General features: G+C 59.6%; 15 protein-coding genes. All 15 read left to right on the forward strand.

Annotated features, from left to right (window positions below):
• Window positions 1-6 precede the first annotated feature (6 nt).
• Window positions 7-966 carry a respiratory chain complex I subunit 1 family protein gene (locus tag ACWGXE_RS04915; protein ID WP_447601781.1) on the forward strand — a complete coding sequence of 320 codons (960 nt, stop codon included), beginning with the start codon at window positions 7-9 and terminating at the stop codon, window positions 964-966.
• 4 nt (window positions 967-970) lie between these two features.
• Window positions 971-1,639 carry a hydrogenase gene (locus ACWGXE_RS04920; protein ID WP_447601782.1) on the forward strand — a complete coding sequence of 223 codons (669 nt, stop codon included), beginning with the start codon at window positions 971-973 and terminating at the stop codon, window positions 1,637-1,639.
• An 8-nt stretch (window positions 1,640-1,647) separates the two neighbouring features.
• Window positions 1,648-3,195, forward strand: coding sequence for a proton-conducting transporter transmembrane domain-containing protein (locus ACWGXE_RS04925; RefSeq protein WP_447601783.1), 1,548 nt, complete (start codon window positions 1,648-1,650; stop codon window positions 3,193-3,195).
• A 3-nt stretch (window positions 3,196-3,198) separates the two neighbouring features.
• Window positions 3,199-4,791, forward strand: a complete 1,593-nt coding sequence (locus tag ACWGXE_RS04930; protein ID WP_447601785.1) for a hydrogenase large subunit — start codon at window positions 3,199-3,201, stop codon at window positions 4,789-4,791.
• A 77-nt stretch (window positions 4,792-4,868) separates the two neighbouring features.
• A complete protein-coding gene (locus tag ACWGXE_RS04935) occupies window positions 4,869-5,474 on the forward strand; it encodes an NADH-quinone oxidoreductase subunit B family protein (protein ID WP_447601787.1) in 606 nt (201 codons plus the stop codon).
• Between the two features lie 326 nt (window positions 5,475-5,800).
• Entirely contained in the window at window positions 5,801-7,354 is a 1,554-nt protein-coding gene (locus ACWGXE_RS04940) for a DEAD/DEAH box helicase (RefSeq protein WP_447603873.1), read from the forward strand.
• A gap of 118 nt (window positions 7,355-7,472) precedes the next feature.
• Window positions 7,473-9,392, forward strand: coding sequence for a response regulator (locus tag ACWGXE_RS04945; protein WP_447601789.1), 1,920 nt, complete (start codon window positions 7,473-7,475; stop codon window positions 9,390-9,392).
• 85 nt (window positions 9,393-9,477) lie between these two features.
• A complete protein-coding gene (locus ACWGXE_RS04950) occupies window positions 9,478-9,774 on the forward strand; it encodes a SemiSWEET family sugar transporter (protein ID WP_447601790.1) in 297 nt (98 codons plus the stop codon).
• A 30-nt stretch (window positions 9,775-9,804) separates the two neighbouring features.
• Window positions 9,805-10,959 carry a histidine kinase gene (locus ACWGXE_RS04955; RefSeq protein ID WP_447601792.1) on the forward strand — a complete coding sequence of 385 codons (1,155 nt, stop codon included), beginning with the start codon at window positions 9,805-9,807 and terminating at the stop codon, window positions 10,957-10,959.
• Window positions 10,956-11,597 (forward strand): response regulator, encoded by a 642-nt coding sequence (locus ACWGXE_RS04960; protein WP_447601794.1) that lies wholly within the window; start codon window positions 10,956-10,958, stop codon window positions 11,595-11,597. The genes ACWGXE_RS04955 and ACWGXE_RS04960 overlap by 4 nt, the downstream gene beginning before the upstream one ends.
• 534 nt (window positions 11,598-12,131) lie before the next feature.
• Window positions 12,132-12,515 carry a response regulator gene (locus ACWGXE_RS04965; RefSeq protein ID WP_447601795.1) on the forward strand — a complete coding sequence of 128 codons (384 nt, stop codon included), beginning with the start codon at window positions 12,132-12,134 and terminating at the stop codon, window positions 12,513-12,515.
• 178 nt (window positions 12,516-12,693) lie between these two features.
• Complete coding sequence (locus ACWGXE_RS04970) at window positions 12,694-13,098, forward strand: hypothetical protein (RefSeq protein WP_447601796.1); 405 nt, start codon at window positions 12,694-12,696, stop codon at window positions 13,096-13,098.
• Window positions 13,099-13,169: 71 nt separating this feature from the next.
• Entirely contained in the window at window positions 13,170-13,505 is a 336-nt protein-coding gene (locus ACWGXE_RS04975) for a hypothetical protein (protein WP_447601797.1), read from the forward strand.
• A gap of 105 nt (window positions 13,506-13,610) precedes the next feature.
• Window positions 13,611-14,909: a TolC family protein gene (locus ACWGXE_RS04980; protein ID WP_447601798.1), complete on the forward strand. Its 1,299-nt coding sequence runs from the start codon at window positions 13,611-13,613 to the stop codon at window positions 14,907-14,909.
• 28 nt (window positions 14,910-14,937) lie between these two features.
• The gene (locus tag ACWGXE_RS04985; protein WP_447601800.1) at window positions 14,938-16,134 is read left to right on the forward strand and encodes an efflux RND transporter periplasmic adaptor subunit; all 1,197 of its coding nucleotides are present in this window, start codon (window positions 14,938-14,940) and stop codon (window positions 16,132-16,134) included.

A 16,134-nucleotide genomic window follows, 5' to 3' on the forward strand; every position in this document is an offset into this window, starting at 1 on the left:
TTGATCGTGACATCCATACTGCAGGCTGTCGTTCTTATCGCGGTCCAGACGGTGATCATGCTGGCGGTTGCGCCCTTCATCGTGGGACTGATCCGCAAGGTGAAAGCCCGCCTTCAATTGCGGCGGGGCGCCGGTGTCCTCCAGCCCTACGCCGATCTGACAAAGTTGTTTCACAAACAGCCGATCGTTTCGACCACGACGTCATGGATCTTCACGGCAACCCCGTACATCTTGTTTGCTTCGATTCTGCTGGCCGGATTGCTGGTGCCGATGTTCACGTCACGGATCCCGCTCAGTTTTGCAGGGAATATCATCGCGTTGGTCTATCTGTTCGCCCTCGGTACGTTCTTCCTGATCTTGGCCGGTCTTGATGCAGGCTCGGCTTTCGGTGGAATGGGAAGCAGCCGCGAGGCCATCGTGGCGTCGCTGACCGAGCCGGCCATGATCATGTCGATCTTCGCGATTGCACTGACCGCTGGGTCGACGAATCTGAGCACCATCGTCCATAAAACCGCCCTACTCGACGGGATTGTCCTCGATCCCTCTCCGCATTTGATGGCGCTGGCGGCGTTGATGATCGTGGTGCTTGCGGAAACCGGCCGCGTGCCGGTGGATAATCCGGCCACCCACCTTGAACTGACCATGATCCACGAAGCGATGGTGTTGGAATATTCGGGACGGTACCTCGCGTTGGTGGAATGGGCGGCGGCGCTGAAACTGCTGGTCTTTCTGACGCTGATTGCCAATGTCTTCGCTCCATGGGGCATTGCGACCAGTCTGGAACCGGTCGCGCTGGCCGTCGGCGTGGCGGCCTATGTGGCAAAGGTGTCGGGGTTGGCACTGGTGATCGGCGTCATCGAGTCCATGTTCGCCAAGCTGCGCCTGTTCCGGCTGCCGGACTTTCTGGGACTCGCATTCATCTTGGCGCTGCTGGCCGTGATTTTCTTCTACGTGCTGCGGGGATGATGCCATGACGCTGCCGGCCTTCGACATCGGATCCCAGCTGGTCAACCTTGGGTCGGCGCTGCTGCTCTTGAGTTGCTTTGCCATCGTCGCGCAGCGCAGGCTCTCGGCCTGCGTCGATCTCTTCGCGTTGCAATCGGTCTTCCTCGCGTCGACCGCGGCGCTCGTCGCGTTTCTGACCGGGATTCACCATATTTATGCAGCCGCGGGGCTCACCATCCTCATCAAGGCCGTCGTGATTCCGAATATCTTGAAACAGGTGATTGAACGCCTGAATGTGAACCGCGAGGTGGACATGAACGTGAACGTCCCGACAGGTCTGTTGATCTGCGGCGGGCTCGTCATGTTGGCCTTCTTCATCACCCAGCCCATCATTCCGTTGGGCGCCTTATTGACCCGGGACTCGCTCGCCATTGCGCTCGCGATCGTCCTGATCGGCTTCTTTACGATGATTGCGCGCAATAAAGCCGTCACGCAGATCATCGGATTTCTCGTGATGGAAAACGGCTTGTTCCTGGGCGCCACCGCCGCCGCGTACGGGATGCCGCTCATCGTCGAGTTGGGCGTGTTTTTCGACGTGCTCGTTGGGACTTTGATTATCGGCGTGTACACGCATCGGCTCCAGGATACGTTTGATACGGTGGATACCAGCCGGCTCACCGCATTGAAGGAGTAGACCGGTTGATGAACGAGATCGCCCTTGCTCCCGTTGCGGTGTTGCTCGTCGCTCCGCTGCTCGCGGCGCTGCTGAGTGCGGCAACGAATCATCCGCTTGTTCTTCGCGCATTCAATCTGGGGACCATGACCGCGTTGGTCCTGTCCGAAGCCGTCATTGTGCGCGACCTGTCCACTCGCGGCACGATCACCACTCTGTGGGGGCTGGCCTACCTGGACGGCCTGTCGGCTTTTATTCTGCTCATCATCATCGCGATCGGATGTACCGCCTCGCTTTACTCATGGGGCTATCTGGCCGACCATGTCGCGCGCGGGACCATTGCTCCCGGCCGCATGCGGCTCTTTTTCTGCCTGTTTCATCTCTTTCTGTTCGCCATGATTGTGGCCACGCTGGCCAACAGCTTAGGCGTACTCTGGGTGGCGATGGAGGGCACGACGCTGGCGACGGCATTTCTCATTTCTTTTTTTCGCACGCGCGATGGGCTTGAAGCGGGATGGAAGTATCTCATTCTCTGTTCGGTCGGCATCGCGCTGGCCCTCTTCGGGACGGTGTTGATGTATTACTCGTCGGTCCGGGTGTTGGGAGACGTCAGCGCGGCGCTCAATGTGACGACCCTCCAGCAGGTGGCGTCGCAGCTGGACCCCCAGGTGCTGAAACTCGCCTTCATTTTTGTCCTGGTCGGATATGGCACGAAGATCGGGCTGGCGCCCATGCATAGTTGGGTTCCGGAGGCGTATGGCGAAGCGCCGGCCCCGGTGGTCGCGATGTTGGCCGGGGTCCTGGAAACGGTGGCCGTCTATGCGCTCTTGCGAACCAAGAGCATTGTCGATCAGGCGGTGCCGGAACATTATACCGGCAATCTTTTGCTTCTCCTTGGGCTCCTGTCCTTCGTGGTGGCGGCGCTGTTTATCTTGATTCAACGTGACTACAAACGGATGTTCGCCTATTCCAGCATCGAGCACATGGGCATCGCGATCGCGGGGTTTGGGGTGGGAGGACCGGCCGGGACGTTCGGAGGACTGTTTCATCTCCTGAACCATGCGCTGGCCAAGTCGTTGGCGTTCTTTTCGGCGGGTAACATCCACCGGCGATTCGGCACGAGGGAGATCGATCAAGTACGCGGGATGGCCTCGGTGCAGCCGATTACGGCGCTCGCCGTCCTGATCGCCGGCTTGGCGCTGACGGGGATGCCGCCGTTCTCCATGTTCCTCAGCGAGATGCTGGTGTTGTCCTCGCTGGCGACGCAAAGCTTTGCGTCCGATACGCTGCATCTGGGGCGATTCGTCACGGTGATTATTGCCCACGATGTCCGCAACCTGGCCGTTGTGCTGGTGTTTCTCTTGTTCGCGGTGGCCTTGTTCGGCGGCTTTACTTACCGAGTGGTCTCGATGGTCTGGGGCATGGCGCCGCGGGACGTGCAGTCCGGCGAACGGTGGACTGTGAGCCATATCCCGCTTGCCGCGACGGCCATCGCGTTGGTTGGGCTGGGATGGGCGATCCCGGAGCCGGTGAAGGGACTCATGGATCAGGCGGTCGTCATCCTGTTGCGGAGGTAAGAGATGGCAGAAGCTATGGCGGTCGCGGCGCTGCTTCACGCGGAATTTCCGGCGGCCGTCCGTGAGCGCACGGCGGTGCAGGGTGTCCCGGCGCTGCGCGTTTCCAAGGAGCAGATTCCTCTTCTGGCCCATTACCTCCATACCAAGCCGGATATGCGGGCCAGCCTCTCGCTCTTGTGGGCGGTGGACCATCGCCCGCGCGAACCTCGTGACGAATTGTGGTATCTCTTCACGCTGGAGGAGCGGAAAGACTGGCTGCTGCTCTGTACCGATGTCCAAGACGGCGACCGGCTGTTTCGGTCGATCACGCCTCATATCCATGCCGCGAAATGGTACGAGCGGGAGATTCGCGATCTGTTCGGGCTTATCCCGGTCGGCCATCCGGATATGCGCCGGCTGGTACGGCATGAGCATTGGCCGAAGGGCGCCCATCCGCTCAAAAAAGACTTTCGGTGGGATACCGTCCTGCATCGCGCCAACGGCCACTATGCCTATCGGCACATTGAAGGAGAAGGGGTGTTCGAGGTGCCGGTGGGTCCTATCCATGCGGGAATCATCGAGCCGGGTCATTTTCGCTTTTCCGTGGCGGGCGAGCCGATCATGCAGCTCGAAGTGCGCCATTTTTGGAAACATCGGGGCGTGGAAAAGGTGTTTGAACGGAGATCGCTGACGGACGCCGTGGCGCTCGCCGAACGGGTGTCGGGGGATACGGCGGTCGGCCATAGTTTGGCCTATTCCCAGGCGGTGGAATCGCTTATGGCGATCGAGGTCCCGCCTCGGGCACGTTACCTGAGGAGTCTCTTTCTGGAACTCGAACGGCTGCACAACCATCTCGGCGACATCGGCGCGATGTGCAACGATACGGCCTATGTTCTGCCGCATGCCCATTGTAGCCGGATGAAGGAGCGCCTCATGCAACTCAATGATCGCCTCACCGGGTCGCGATTTCTTCGCGGCGTCAATCGTGTCGGCGGCGTCGGCTTTGATGTGAGTCCCTCACAATGGAACGATCTTCTGGCCGAGATCGATGCTGTCGAGCCGGACTTTTCGGATCTCGAAGGAATTCTCTTTGCCAATGCATCGCTTACCGATCGATTGGAAACGACCGGAGTCCTTTCCGAGCAAATCGCCTGGGACCATGCGGTGGTCGGTGTGGTGGGGCGCGCGTCCGGCATTGATCGCGACCTTCGCCGGGATCGCCCCTTTGCCGCCTATGCCGATCTGAAGCCGTGCGTCTCCCTATACCGCTACGGGGACGTCAGGGCTCGGATGCGGGTGCGAATGGATGAGATCCATGAATCATGTCGTCTTATCAGAGCGATTCACCGGAATCTCCCCGGCGGACCGATTGCCGGTGAGACGATCTCGGAGCCCGCGCAGGGCGCCTGGGCCTTGTCCGGGGTCGAAGGGTGGCGGGGGGAGATCCTGTACATGGTCATGGCCGGCGAAGCCGGCGGCATTCATCGGTGCAAGGTGCGAGACCCGTCCTTCGTAAACTGGCCGGCCATCCAATGGGCGGCCGTCGGCAATATCATCCCCGACTTTCCGTTGATCAATAAGAGCTTCAACCTGTCGTATGCAGGCAACGATCTATGAATCATTGAATCACTGCATCATTGGAACACTGACTCACTAGAGCACTGACGCACTGAATAATTGGCCGGAGGAGTCCTATGTTCCGTATTCTTAAAAAAAGCCTGAAGACCGGAATAGTCACCGGGGCGTATCCAAGGGTTGAGGCGCCGTCCGAGCCGGTCCGGCCCGCGGCAAGAGAGAAGGCTGCGCTATTCCGGCGGTCATTGACCATTCGTGAAGTGGACACCGGATCCTGTAATGCCTGCGAGATGGAGATGAACGCGCTGGCGAATCCCGTCTACGACGCGGAACAGTTCGGTCTCCATATTGCGGCATCGCCCCGCCATGCGGACGCCTTGATCGTTACGGGCGCGGTGACCATCAATATGGAGAGGGCGCTGCAGGACACGTACAAGCAGACACCCGATCCAAAAATCGTGATCGCGCTCGGTGACTGCGCCATCGATTGCGGCCTCTTCAAAGGAAGCTACGCCGTCACCGGCCCGGTGGACCGCCATATCCCGGTCGATGTCAGAATCCCCGGGTGCCCGCCTCGTCCGGCGGAAATCCTGGCGGCGCTGGCGGTTCTGCGTGAAAAGGAGACGGGGCGCGGCCATGAGGAAAAGGGCGGCAGGACGCCGGACAGCCTGTGCATAACTAAGGATGGTTCCGAGGAAGAGAATGATCCAGGCAATGGTACGTAGACCGAAGGGACGTTCTTCAGGAAAACGGGCGTCCGGCGTATTTGTAGAAATTCACAATAGTCAAGCCGCAAGATATGGGGGTGTCATCGTGTCCGGGGTCAATGCTTAACAATTGGGCAATGTGAAAGGCTTCTGCCGGTACAGCCTGTTTTGACGCGTCAGCCAGAGGTTGTCCACAGACTTATCCCCAAAAATTGTGGAAGGTCATCGAGGGCGAACGGTCAGCCGAATAGTCCCTTACGGGAAATCGAGTCTTGTAGTTGTTCGGGAGCTTTCATTATCTTGCCGGATGCCATGTTCAACGGCGGGATGAGATTCCAGTGAAAATGATTCCGTGGAATGCGAAGCTGCGCGATTGGCAGGCCCGCGCGGTGGCGGCGGTCTTGACTCACAAGAGCCGCGATTTCTTAGCGACCGCAACGCCGGCGGCCGGCAAGACGCGATTTGCACTCCGCATCGCTCACCAGTACCTATCCGACCGAGCGGTCAGCCGCGTGTTGGTCGTCTGTCCGACCAATCATTTGCGCACGCAATGGTCTGCGGCGGCCGGTCCAATGGGCATTCAACTCGACCCGGCGCTGTCCAATGACCAGGCATGTGAAGCCCGTGACTACCACGGGGCGGTCGTCACCTATCAACAAGTCTGTCTGGCGCCGGCGGTCTTTCAGCGCGCCTGCCGGAGCCGCCGCACGCTGCTCATTTTCGATGAGTTGCACCATGCGGGCGACGGAAAAGACTGGGGCCTGGCGCTGCGGGAAGCCTTCGGCGAGGCGGTCTTTCGCCTGGCGCTGTCGGGGACGCCGTTTCGCTCTGACAATAATCCCATTCCGTTTGTCCGATATGAACAGGGGGAGAGCCAGGCGGACTTCGCCTATGGCTATGCCGACGCCATCCGCGAAGGAGTCTGCCGGCCGATTCTCTTTCCGAGCTACGAAGGCGAATTGAGCTGGCTGTCGGACGGCCGCGAACATCGCGCGACGTTTGAGGACGGGCTGACCTTCGAGCGCGGGCGGGAACGGCTCAAGACGGCGCTGCTCCAGGAAAACTGGCTGGGGTCGGTGATCGGCGACGCCCACGCGGAATTGAATCGACTGCGCAGACAGGAGCAGCCGGATGCGGGCGGCTTGATCGTGGCGATGAATCAAGACCATGCCCGGCAAGTGGCGGACTTGGTTGCTCGCGTCACGGGTAGCCGAGCACAGGTTGCGGTGTCCGATGATCCGGCCGCGTCGGATACCATTGCGGCGTTCACGCAGCACCCGAAACAACAGTGGCTCGTCGCGGTCAACATGGTGAGCGAAGGCGTCGATATCCCACGGCTGCGTATGGGGGTGTATGCGACGAACGTCTTGACGGAGATGTATTTCCGTCAGGTCGTCGGCCGGTTCGTCCGGATGCAGGACGGCATTCCAAAACCGCAGCGAGCCTGGCTGTATGTGCCGAAGGACGCGACGCTCGTTCATTATGCTACGCGCATCAAAGCCGAGCGGGACCACGTACTCGAGGACGTGATGCCGTCGGTGCAGCGGACCTTGTTCGGCACCGCGGCGACCTCGTTGAAAGAGTATGTTCCGTTGAACGGGGTGGCCCGGATCGATGCCCTAATCGGAGCGGACGAAGCAGAATCGGAAGCCGGGGACAAGGGCGGATCGGACCGTCCTGTGCCGCTGCACGAGCAGAAGACCGCGCTTCGAGACAAGCATCGCACCCTCGTCGGAGCCGTGGCCAGAAAAACCGGCGTGGACCATCGCCGGCTCAACGCGGAGCTAATCAGGCGGACGGGAGGACGGGTCGATCAAGCAACTGTGCAGCAGTTGGAGCGGCGGATTACTCTATTGGAACGATGGCGTGATTCCGGATTTGAGACCGGCCGTCCCTAATGGCCGGCTAGGGCTATTCCTAGTCAAGTTTTAGCCTCTCGATAGACTACACTGTTTCTTCTCGGCCAACCAAGACATCCGCACATCCGCCGCCGGCTACGAGAGCCGATGGAGAGACATGCGCGTGAACAGCGCGGCTATGTTCCGACAATGGGTTCTGCGATACGGCGTCGCCATTCTGGCCGTCATTATCGCATTAGGATTACGCCTGCTCCTCAATCCCTTCCTCGGCGGGGTCACTGTTCCGTTCATCACGTTCTTTTTCGCCGTCATGGTGGCTTCCTGGTATGGAGGAATCGGCACCGGCATCTTCGCGGCGCTGGCATCGACGGTCGTCGCCGACCATTTCTTCATCGCGCCGGTTGGGAGCTTCTCTCTCAGTTCGGCCAATCTGGTGGCTCTTTCCGTCTTCGTAATGGAAGCGATCGGCATCTCGATCTTGAGCGAAGGGTTGCATCGAGCCAGGGAGACTGCGGAAGCCGGGAAATCGAAGATGGAACATCTCCTGAATTCGATCAGCGACGCATTCATGGCCGTCGACGCCGACGGCAAATACACGGTCGCCAACCAACGAGCCACCGAGATTCTCGGAAAGCCCAGGGAGGACCTGCGGGGGCGCGAGCTGACCGAGGTGTTCCTGGAAGGGACCGGCGCGGACCTCCGGGCGGCAATCGAGGAAGCTATGGAGCGCCACCGGCCCGGTCGCTTGGAATCGTTCCATGAGCCGTCCCAGCGATGGTTCGAGCATCGCCTGTATCCCTACGGCGGCGGCGTGTCGATCTTTTTCAGCGACATGACGGATCAGAAGCGGGCTGAACAGCGGCTCACGCAATGGAATGCCGAGTTGGAGCAGCGGGTGCATGAGCGGACGGAGAACCTCATCACCTCGCAAGCAAGATTGCGGGCGATGGCATCGCAGCTAAGTCTGGCGGAGCAGCGCGAGCGGCGCCGGTTGGCGACGGAGATTCACGACTCGCTCGCCCAAATGCTGGCCCTGGCCAAAATCAAATTATCGCAAATTCGACGGCGAGGCGGACTGTCGTCGGGACAGGAACGGCTGACCCAGGAATCGGAAGAGATTGTGGGCGAGGCGCTGGCCTATACCCGCACGATGATCGCCGAATTGAGCCCGCCGGTGTTGCATCAGTTCGGACTGGTCATGGGAATCAGGTGGTTGGCCGAGCAGATGCCCCGTCATGGTCTCAATGTCGATGTGCAGGCCGAGCCGGACATCCCGCCGCTCGCCGAAGAGCGGCTGATCGTTACGTTTCAATCCGTTCGAGAACTTCTGCTGAATGTCGTCAAACATGCGGCAGTGAATCAGGCCGTCGTGAAGATCGCCGTGAGCGCCGACCGGCACCTTCAGATCAGGGTGGAGGATCAGGGCCGTGGCTTTGATCCTGCGACGATCAGCGGAGCGGATCGATTCGGGTTGTATAGCCTGAGGGAGCGAATCGAAGCGATAGGAGGGCGGCTGGACCTGCTTTCGGCGAAGGGACAGGGTACCACCGCGACCTTGGCCATTCCGTCCGACCAGATTATGACGGAGGCAGTGAAGGACCCGGCGGCAGGAGACCGGCTGAGTTATGAGCGGACGCCTCACATCGAAACGGTCATGCCGGTGTCCCGAGCAACGAAGGCGCTCAGCATCCTGCTGGTCGATGATCATGCACTGGTTCGCCAAGGGCTTGAAAGCGCCTTAAAAGGCTATCAGGATTTGCGGATCATCGGCGAGGCCGCCAACGGCCGTGAGGCGGTCGAACGGGCCCGCCGGCTGCATCCCGATGTCGTGTTGATGGACGTGAACATGCCGGTCATGGATGGGGTCGAGGCGACACGCCTCATCAAGCAGGAGTTGCCGGAGACGACGGTGATCGGCCTCTCGGTGAATATCAATCGACACATCGAACGGGCGATGCGCGATGCCGGAGCCGCGGCCTATCTCACCAAAGAAACGGCAGTAGATGAACTGCATGCGCTTCTGCACAATATGCCCATGCGACACCCCGATGAACCGAGGTCTCACCAACTCAGTTGATTCTCCGCTCATAATCGGTGTGGAGTCTTCCTTCCGCCGGCCGATGACCGAAACCACTAATGAACGGGCTCGATTCAGCTGACCTATGATACGCCATCTCATCGGATGGTCCGCCTCCTTTGTCCTGCTCTGTACGATTCTGTCCCAGATTTATCGGCAATGGGAGGCACGGTCCAGCAAGGGGGTGTCGGCATGGCTCTTTATCGGTCAATGTGTCGCCTCGGCCGGCTTTCTGATCTATAGCTGGTTGGTGCAGGATGTGGTCTTCATCGTGACCAACGCGCTCCTGTTGGTCAGCGCAGCCGTCGGTCTCGGTATCCTGCTGCGACACCGGCAGATCAATCCGGACGAAGGCGAAGGCGCCGAGCCGACCCTTGAATGACGCGCGACGAGGGGAGGATAATATTGATTCGTGAACCAGCTTCTTCGCATCAGCTTGGTCGTCTGCCTGGCGGTCGGACTGTTATGGCTCGATGTGTCGATCCCGCTCGGCGTGGCGATCGGCGTGCTCTACGCCGCCGTGGTGTTTTTAGCTTCGACGGTCCGATATCGCCTGATGCCGGTGCTGATCGCCGGCCTTTCGACCCTGCTTATCGCGGTTGGGACTGTCATCAGTCCCACCATGGAGAACGTGCCCGGGTGGATGATTTTGGCGAATCGCGTCTTAAGCTTGGTGGTCATCTGGATCTCGGTCTTCTTTATCCTGCAGCGGCGCCGGGATGTGGAGTCCCTCAGGCAAGCTCACGCCGAGTTGGAACTGCGGGTGCGGGATCGGACCGCGGAGTTGGCCAAAGTCAACCAGGCGTTGGTGGCGGAGATTACTGAACGGATGGAGACCGAGCATTCGCTGCGGGTCAGTGAAGCCGCCCTGAGCAACAACCGGCTGGCCCTGCAACGAAGCGAAGAGGATCTTCGGGGCTTGACCGCGCGGCTCCTGACGGTCCAGGAAGAAGAACGGCGGCGCATCTCGCGCGATCTCCATGACGACATCAACCAGCGCTTGGCCATGATCGTGGTAGAGCTTGAAACGCTCGAGCAGGCGTTGCCTCAAGGTTCGAATACCATCGGAGTCAGGCTTCGCTCGTTGCAGGATAATGCATCCGAATTGTGCGAGGATCTTCGCCATCTGGCGTACCAATTTCACCCCTCCGTGCTGGATGATCTCGGATTGACCGTCGCGCTGCGGCGGTTGGTGGATGACGTTGCGGCACGAACCGGGCTCAAAGGATCTTTTCGCTCGGACGCCGGCAAAGGATCGATCCCGCAGCCGGCTGCGACCTGCCTCTACCGCATCGCGCAGGAGGGATTGAGCAATGTCGCCAAACATGCCGGCGCGACCGGATTCGAGGTGGAATTGAAGCGGGATGATGGCGTTGTCACCCTCTCGATCACCGATGATGGAGCCGGGTTCAATCCCGGGGAGCGCAAGACCGATCGCGCGACCCTGGGGTTGGTCAGTATGAAAGAGCGGGCTCACCTGGTTCACGGCGGACTTGAGGTCCAATCGCAGCTGGGACGAGGCACCAGCGTGCGAGCGCGGATTCCTCTGGCCGATAAGGGATCATGAAAAGACCGAAAGTATTGCTAGCCGACGACCATTCGCTGGTGCTGGAGGGGTTCCGGCGGATTCTGGAGGATGAGTGCGACATTGTCGGGACGGCCGAGGATGGACGGGCGCTGCTGGATGCGGCGGCGCGTCTCAAGCCCCATGTGGTGTTGCTCGACATCTCGATGCCGTTGCTGAACGGCATCGATGCCACACGCCAGCTCAAAAAGACCCTGCCCGACGTCAAAATTATTTTTGTCACGATGCATGCGGACCCCGCGTATCTGAATGAAGCGTTCAAGGCGGGCGGCTCGGGATATCTGCTGAAGCGGTCGGCCGGCTCCGAATTGATTCAAGCGATCCATTCCGTGCTTGGCGGGAATTATTTCGTCACGCCTCTGCTCACCAAGGGACTCGTCAACACGGCCATCGGCGGTGCGCCGATGCCGGCCACACGCCGGAATGTGCTCACACCGAGGCAGCGAGAAGTGTTGCAGTTGGTGGCTGAAGGCAAGGCCGTCAAAGAAATTGCCCAGCTACTGAACATTTCCCCGAAGACGGTTGAGTTTCATAAGGCGCAAATTATGGAACAATTGGATTTGCGAACTACCGCAGAATTGACGAAATACGCCATGGCCCACGGCCTTACAACGCCGTAGCCTGCCATCGCCGTGGGCTCGTGAAGCGTATCGATATCATAAGACACTGGGGCTCACCGTCTCGCGCCCGTCCGCAAGCGTGGCGCTCATTATTCTTCGCGTCGCGGACCTCGTATCTTGCCAAGATTTTTTAAATTTACGCGCGCCTCTCCTGTATCGCGCACGAATCGAGCCTGGGGGTTTTCTCTGTTGAACCTAGGCAAGCGCCGGGTTATTCCGTTCAATCGGTTCCGGTACACATGCACGGCATGGAATGCCGCCGTTGCCATAGTGCTATGGTGCGCGAAGTCTTTACGGACCGGCAGTATGATGCCGGTCCGAGCGTATTCATCGGATGGCGGTGCATCATTTGCGGAGCCATCCTTGATCCGCTTATTTTGAAGCACCAGGAGGCTCATCCCCAACCCATGGCGAAACGCGCACGGTTGCGCGTGGGGGGCGTGCCTGTCCACTCGGTCTCGGCACGGCGGTGACTCTTCCTGGAACCGATCGGCACGATCGGTCGAACCTTCCGGTTCATGCACGACAAGACATATGGATTCTGCACAGGGCGGTGGTCGGCGTATTCTTGTCGTGGACAAAGATCAACGTATCCGTGCATTTATCCGGGACCAACTCAGCGCCTGGGGTTTCGAAGTCCTGGAAGCCGAAACCGGACAGGATGCGCTCGCGCCGGCCCTCAATAACCGCGTCCCGCAAATCGACGGGATATTGCTCGATGTCCCTAAACCGGAGCCGGAGGGGTTGGCGCCGCTCCGCGCCGTACAACGCCTGCATCCCGGCATTCCGGTGATTGTCATGTCGGATGCCTCCAATATTCAGACCGCCCGGGAAGCCGTCAATCAAGGTGCGCAGGAATACGTGCTGAAGCCCTTCGATCACGAACTACTCAAAATGAAATGTTTGCGGGTATTTTGATGAAGCCGCGCTTCCTTCGGCGGCTTCTAGGGAAATCCCCAGGAAGGGCCGCTGTGCAGCCCGGGATCCATCATGCCAGTTGGATGTCGCGGCGTTCTGTTCACATTTCGCTTGCAGCGGGCGAGGACAATGAGTAAAAGCAGTGTGAGTGGAACCCCTATGCCGGCCGGCGGTAGACGTGATGCCGGTGAGAGCCGGCAAGCCCGGCGATTACTCAGTGAGCCCGTTCTTACACGAAATGAATCAGGCGCCGAACCGAACGGAGCAGATTGGTTCGTGGCGGTGCGGTTCCTCTGCGATCAAGCGGATTGTCTCCACACTTGGAGGCAGCATACTGTTCCTGAGTCTTGTCACCTGGCAGGTTGCGTCAGGCGCCGGGCTGTTGGGCGGCATCGTCATCGCGGTCGATCTGGAAACCCGCGAGCTTACGCTTCAGATGCCGGAGGGACATGCCGCGCTGTTTCCAGCTGCTGCGGCCGATGTGTTGAAGGACGTCAAAGTGGGAGATAGGGTCAGCATTGAACTCGATCAGGACGGCAAGATCGTCAAGCTGTTCAAGCTGCCGGTCGATCCCGGCAATTAGGTCCAAGCGGTTTCCGAGACCAAGGTCTCTTGCGCATTGTAGGCCGCTCTCGTAGAGTAATAGCAGGAAAGATGATGGTCATACGTCGTCAGAGTCGATCAGGATGGTTCATCGGACTTCTCGTTCTTGTCGGGGTTCAATTGATTTTCGGGATGGCTCAGGATGGTGAAGCGATTGTTCGCGTGTCCCACGAATCCGGTCCTTCTCATGACCGGTCCCTTGCAGACGCCGGCCCATCGGCAGACCTTGTGGATGAGACGCAAGAACAGGAGGACAACGTGGCGGGTCCGGGCGATGGGGATAGCCGGACGCTGCGATATCCTGCCGGGCTGCGGATGTACCAACCTCTCATGCAGGCCCAGTTGCAACTCATGCCAGGTCCTTTCCGCCCGCCGAGACTGTTCTAAGAATCGCGATTTACAAGAGTTGCGTCGGAACGAACGTCTGATAAATGCGTTCGTGTCCGCCGTCCGAGGTGAGTCTTGTGAGAATTTTGAGCACGGAGGTATGACATGCGCCTGGGAAGTTGGACAGTGTCGTTTTGCATGAGCGCGGTACTCGTGGCGCTGCACGCGTGGACCGGTGATCTCGCGATAGCCGCCTCCAAGCCGGACCAGTTGACGTATCAAATCGATGATGTCATCGACCTGGCTCTGGAGCGCAATCCCGCTGTGAAGGGTGCGATGGGCTTGATTGAACAGAGCAAAGGCATCCAAATCAGGGCGGGCGCCTATCCCAATCCGATTATTTCCGGCAACAGCGGGTACGGGATACTGCGGGATGCAAATACACTAATCCCCAATGTTGAGGCCTCGAAAGCCAGGGAACATCTCACGGAGGTGAATGGCACGATCGGGCAGCCCTTCGAATGGCCGGCCAAAAGAAGCGCGCGCAAGAACGCCGCAGCCGCGGGATTGGCCGGCGCCAACGCCGGATTTCAGGAAACACAGCTCAATTTGGTCTCGGATGTCAAAATCGCATTCTTCGATCTGCTCCTTGCCCAGCGCGATCTGGAATTAGCCCGGCAGAATCTCGTGATCGTGGAGGACGTGCGCCGCATCGTCAAATCACGCGTCCGGTTGGGCGAAGCTCCGCAATTCGAAGCGATCAAGGCTGAGGTGGAGGTGCTCAAGGCGAACCAGGTGGTGACGCGGGCAGAAAATACGGTGCGGGTGAATCGCGTTATTTTGGACACCATCACGGCTGGCGCGCTGGGCGTCAATTACATGGTAACGGGTGATTTCCAGCGGTTTCCCCGGGAGTTGAGCCTTGTCACGTTGATCAAGCGCATGCTCGAGGGACACCCGGCGATTCAGCGCGGGGTCAAATTAGTGGAGCAGGCGGACCGTACGGTGGAATTCGAACGCCAGGCTCGCGTGCCGGACATCACGGTCAACGGAAGTTATTTTCGGGAAATCGGCCGGGAAGCGTATTGGGCGGGATTTTCCGTGCCGACCCCGGTGTGGTATCAGCGGCAGGGCGAGATTCAGTCTGCGTTCGGCGACAAGCGCAGGGGAGAGGCGGAATTGCTGCGGATCCGGAATGAGCTGTTGAAAGCCGTGAATCAACATTATCAGGAGGCGAGCACCACTGCCACGCTGATCGAAGTGTTTGAACAGGGCTTGATGAAGCAATCCGAGGAGGCGCTGCGCATCGCGCAATTCAGTTTCCAACAGGGCGCCTCCAGCCTGTTGGAAGTGCTGGATGCGCAACGCGTGCAACGGCAAATTTTACTCGACTACACGCAGGCGAAATTCGAGCTTTCCGTTGCCTTGGCGCGATTGGAGCGGGCGGTGGGAGGCTCGCTGTGAGCGGGGGTTTGAAACATCCATCATGCCTATGAGAGACCGTACACGTGTTGCGTTGAGTCTGTCGTTGAATCTGTTGGGCGCGGCGACTATTGCGTGGCTCGGCGGCTGCGGTCCTTCCGAAGACCATGCGGCCGATGTCGCACCGCCGGTGCAGAAACCCACCGCCGGCCTCGTCCGGCTCACCTCGGATGAAGCCTCGAGCGCCGGGCTCGTGGTGCAAACGGCCGCTCGTATCGACTATCGCTCGCACCGGGATTTCCCCGGCACGGTCACTCCAAATCAGCATGCGCTGGCCGACATTACGGCCCTCGTTCGAGGACGGGTGATCGACGTGTACGCGGATTTGGGGCAGGAGGTCAAAGCGGGGTCGCTGCTTGCTCTCCTCTATAGCGGGGAGCTCGGTATGGCCCAGTCGGCCTACCTCAAGGCGGGCGCCAAGCTGTATGTCGCGGAGCGCGCCTACCGGCGCGCCGAGGTGCTGCTCAAGGAGAAAGTCATCGGCTTGGCCGAAGCTCAGCGCCGGGAAGGCGAAATGATCAGCGCCAGGGCGGAAAAACGGGAGAGTCAGGATCGGTTGCTGCTCCTTGGCATGACGGAAGAAGAAATCCGTAAGATGGATCGTGATCAGACCATTCGTTCGTACGTCCCGATCCTCGCCCCTTTCGACGGACGGGTCATCAATCGGAATCTCACCAAGGGGGAAGTCGTCGAAACGACCGAGAAACTCTTTGCCGTCGCGGATCTGTCGGAAGTCTGGGTGCTCGGCAATATTCCCGAGAAGGATATCCCGTTTATCCGGCAAGAAGGCTCCGGCCCGGCTCAGAAGATCGAGATCCTGTTGAACGCGTATCCCAATGAGGTCTTCCACGGAACCATCACCTATGTCGGTGATGTGCTCGAGGCGAGGACGCGGACGATGAACCTGCGCATCGAGGTGAAGAACCCCGATCGCAAGCTTAAACCGGAAATGTATGCGACGATTCGCGTGTACTCGGAACCCGAAAAGAATGTGCTGGCCGTGCCCGAACAAGCTATTCAGCGGGAGCGCGATCGGAAGTTCGTCTTTGTGCAGCGCGAGCAGGACACCTTCGAAGTTCGGGACGTCTCGCTCGGGGACTCCAACGGCGAGGTCGTGAAGGTGCTCGACGGATTGCGCGAAGGCGAGCGGGTGGTCACAGCCGGGGCCTTTATTCTCAAGTCGGAACTCCTCGGCGAGCAAATGTGA

The organism is Nitrospira sp. Nam80 (assembly GCF_965152575.1).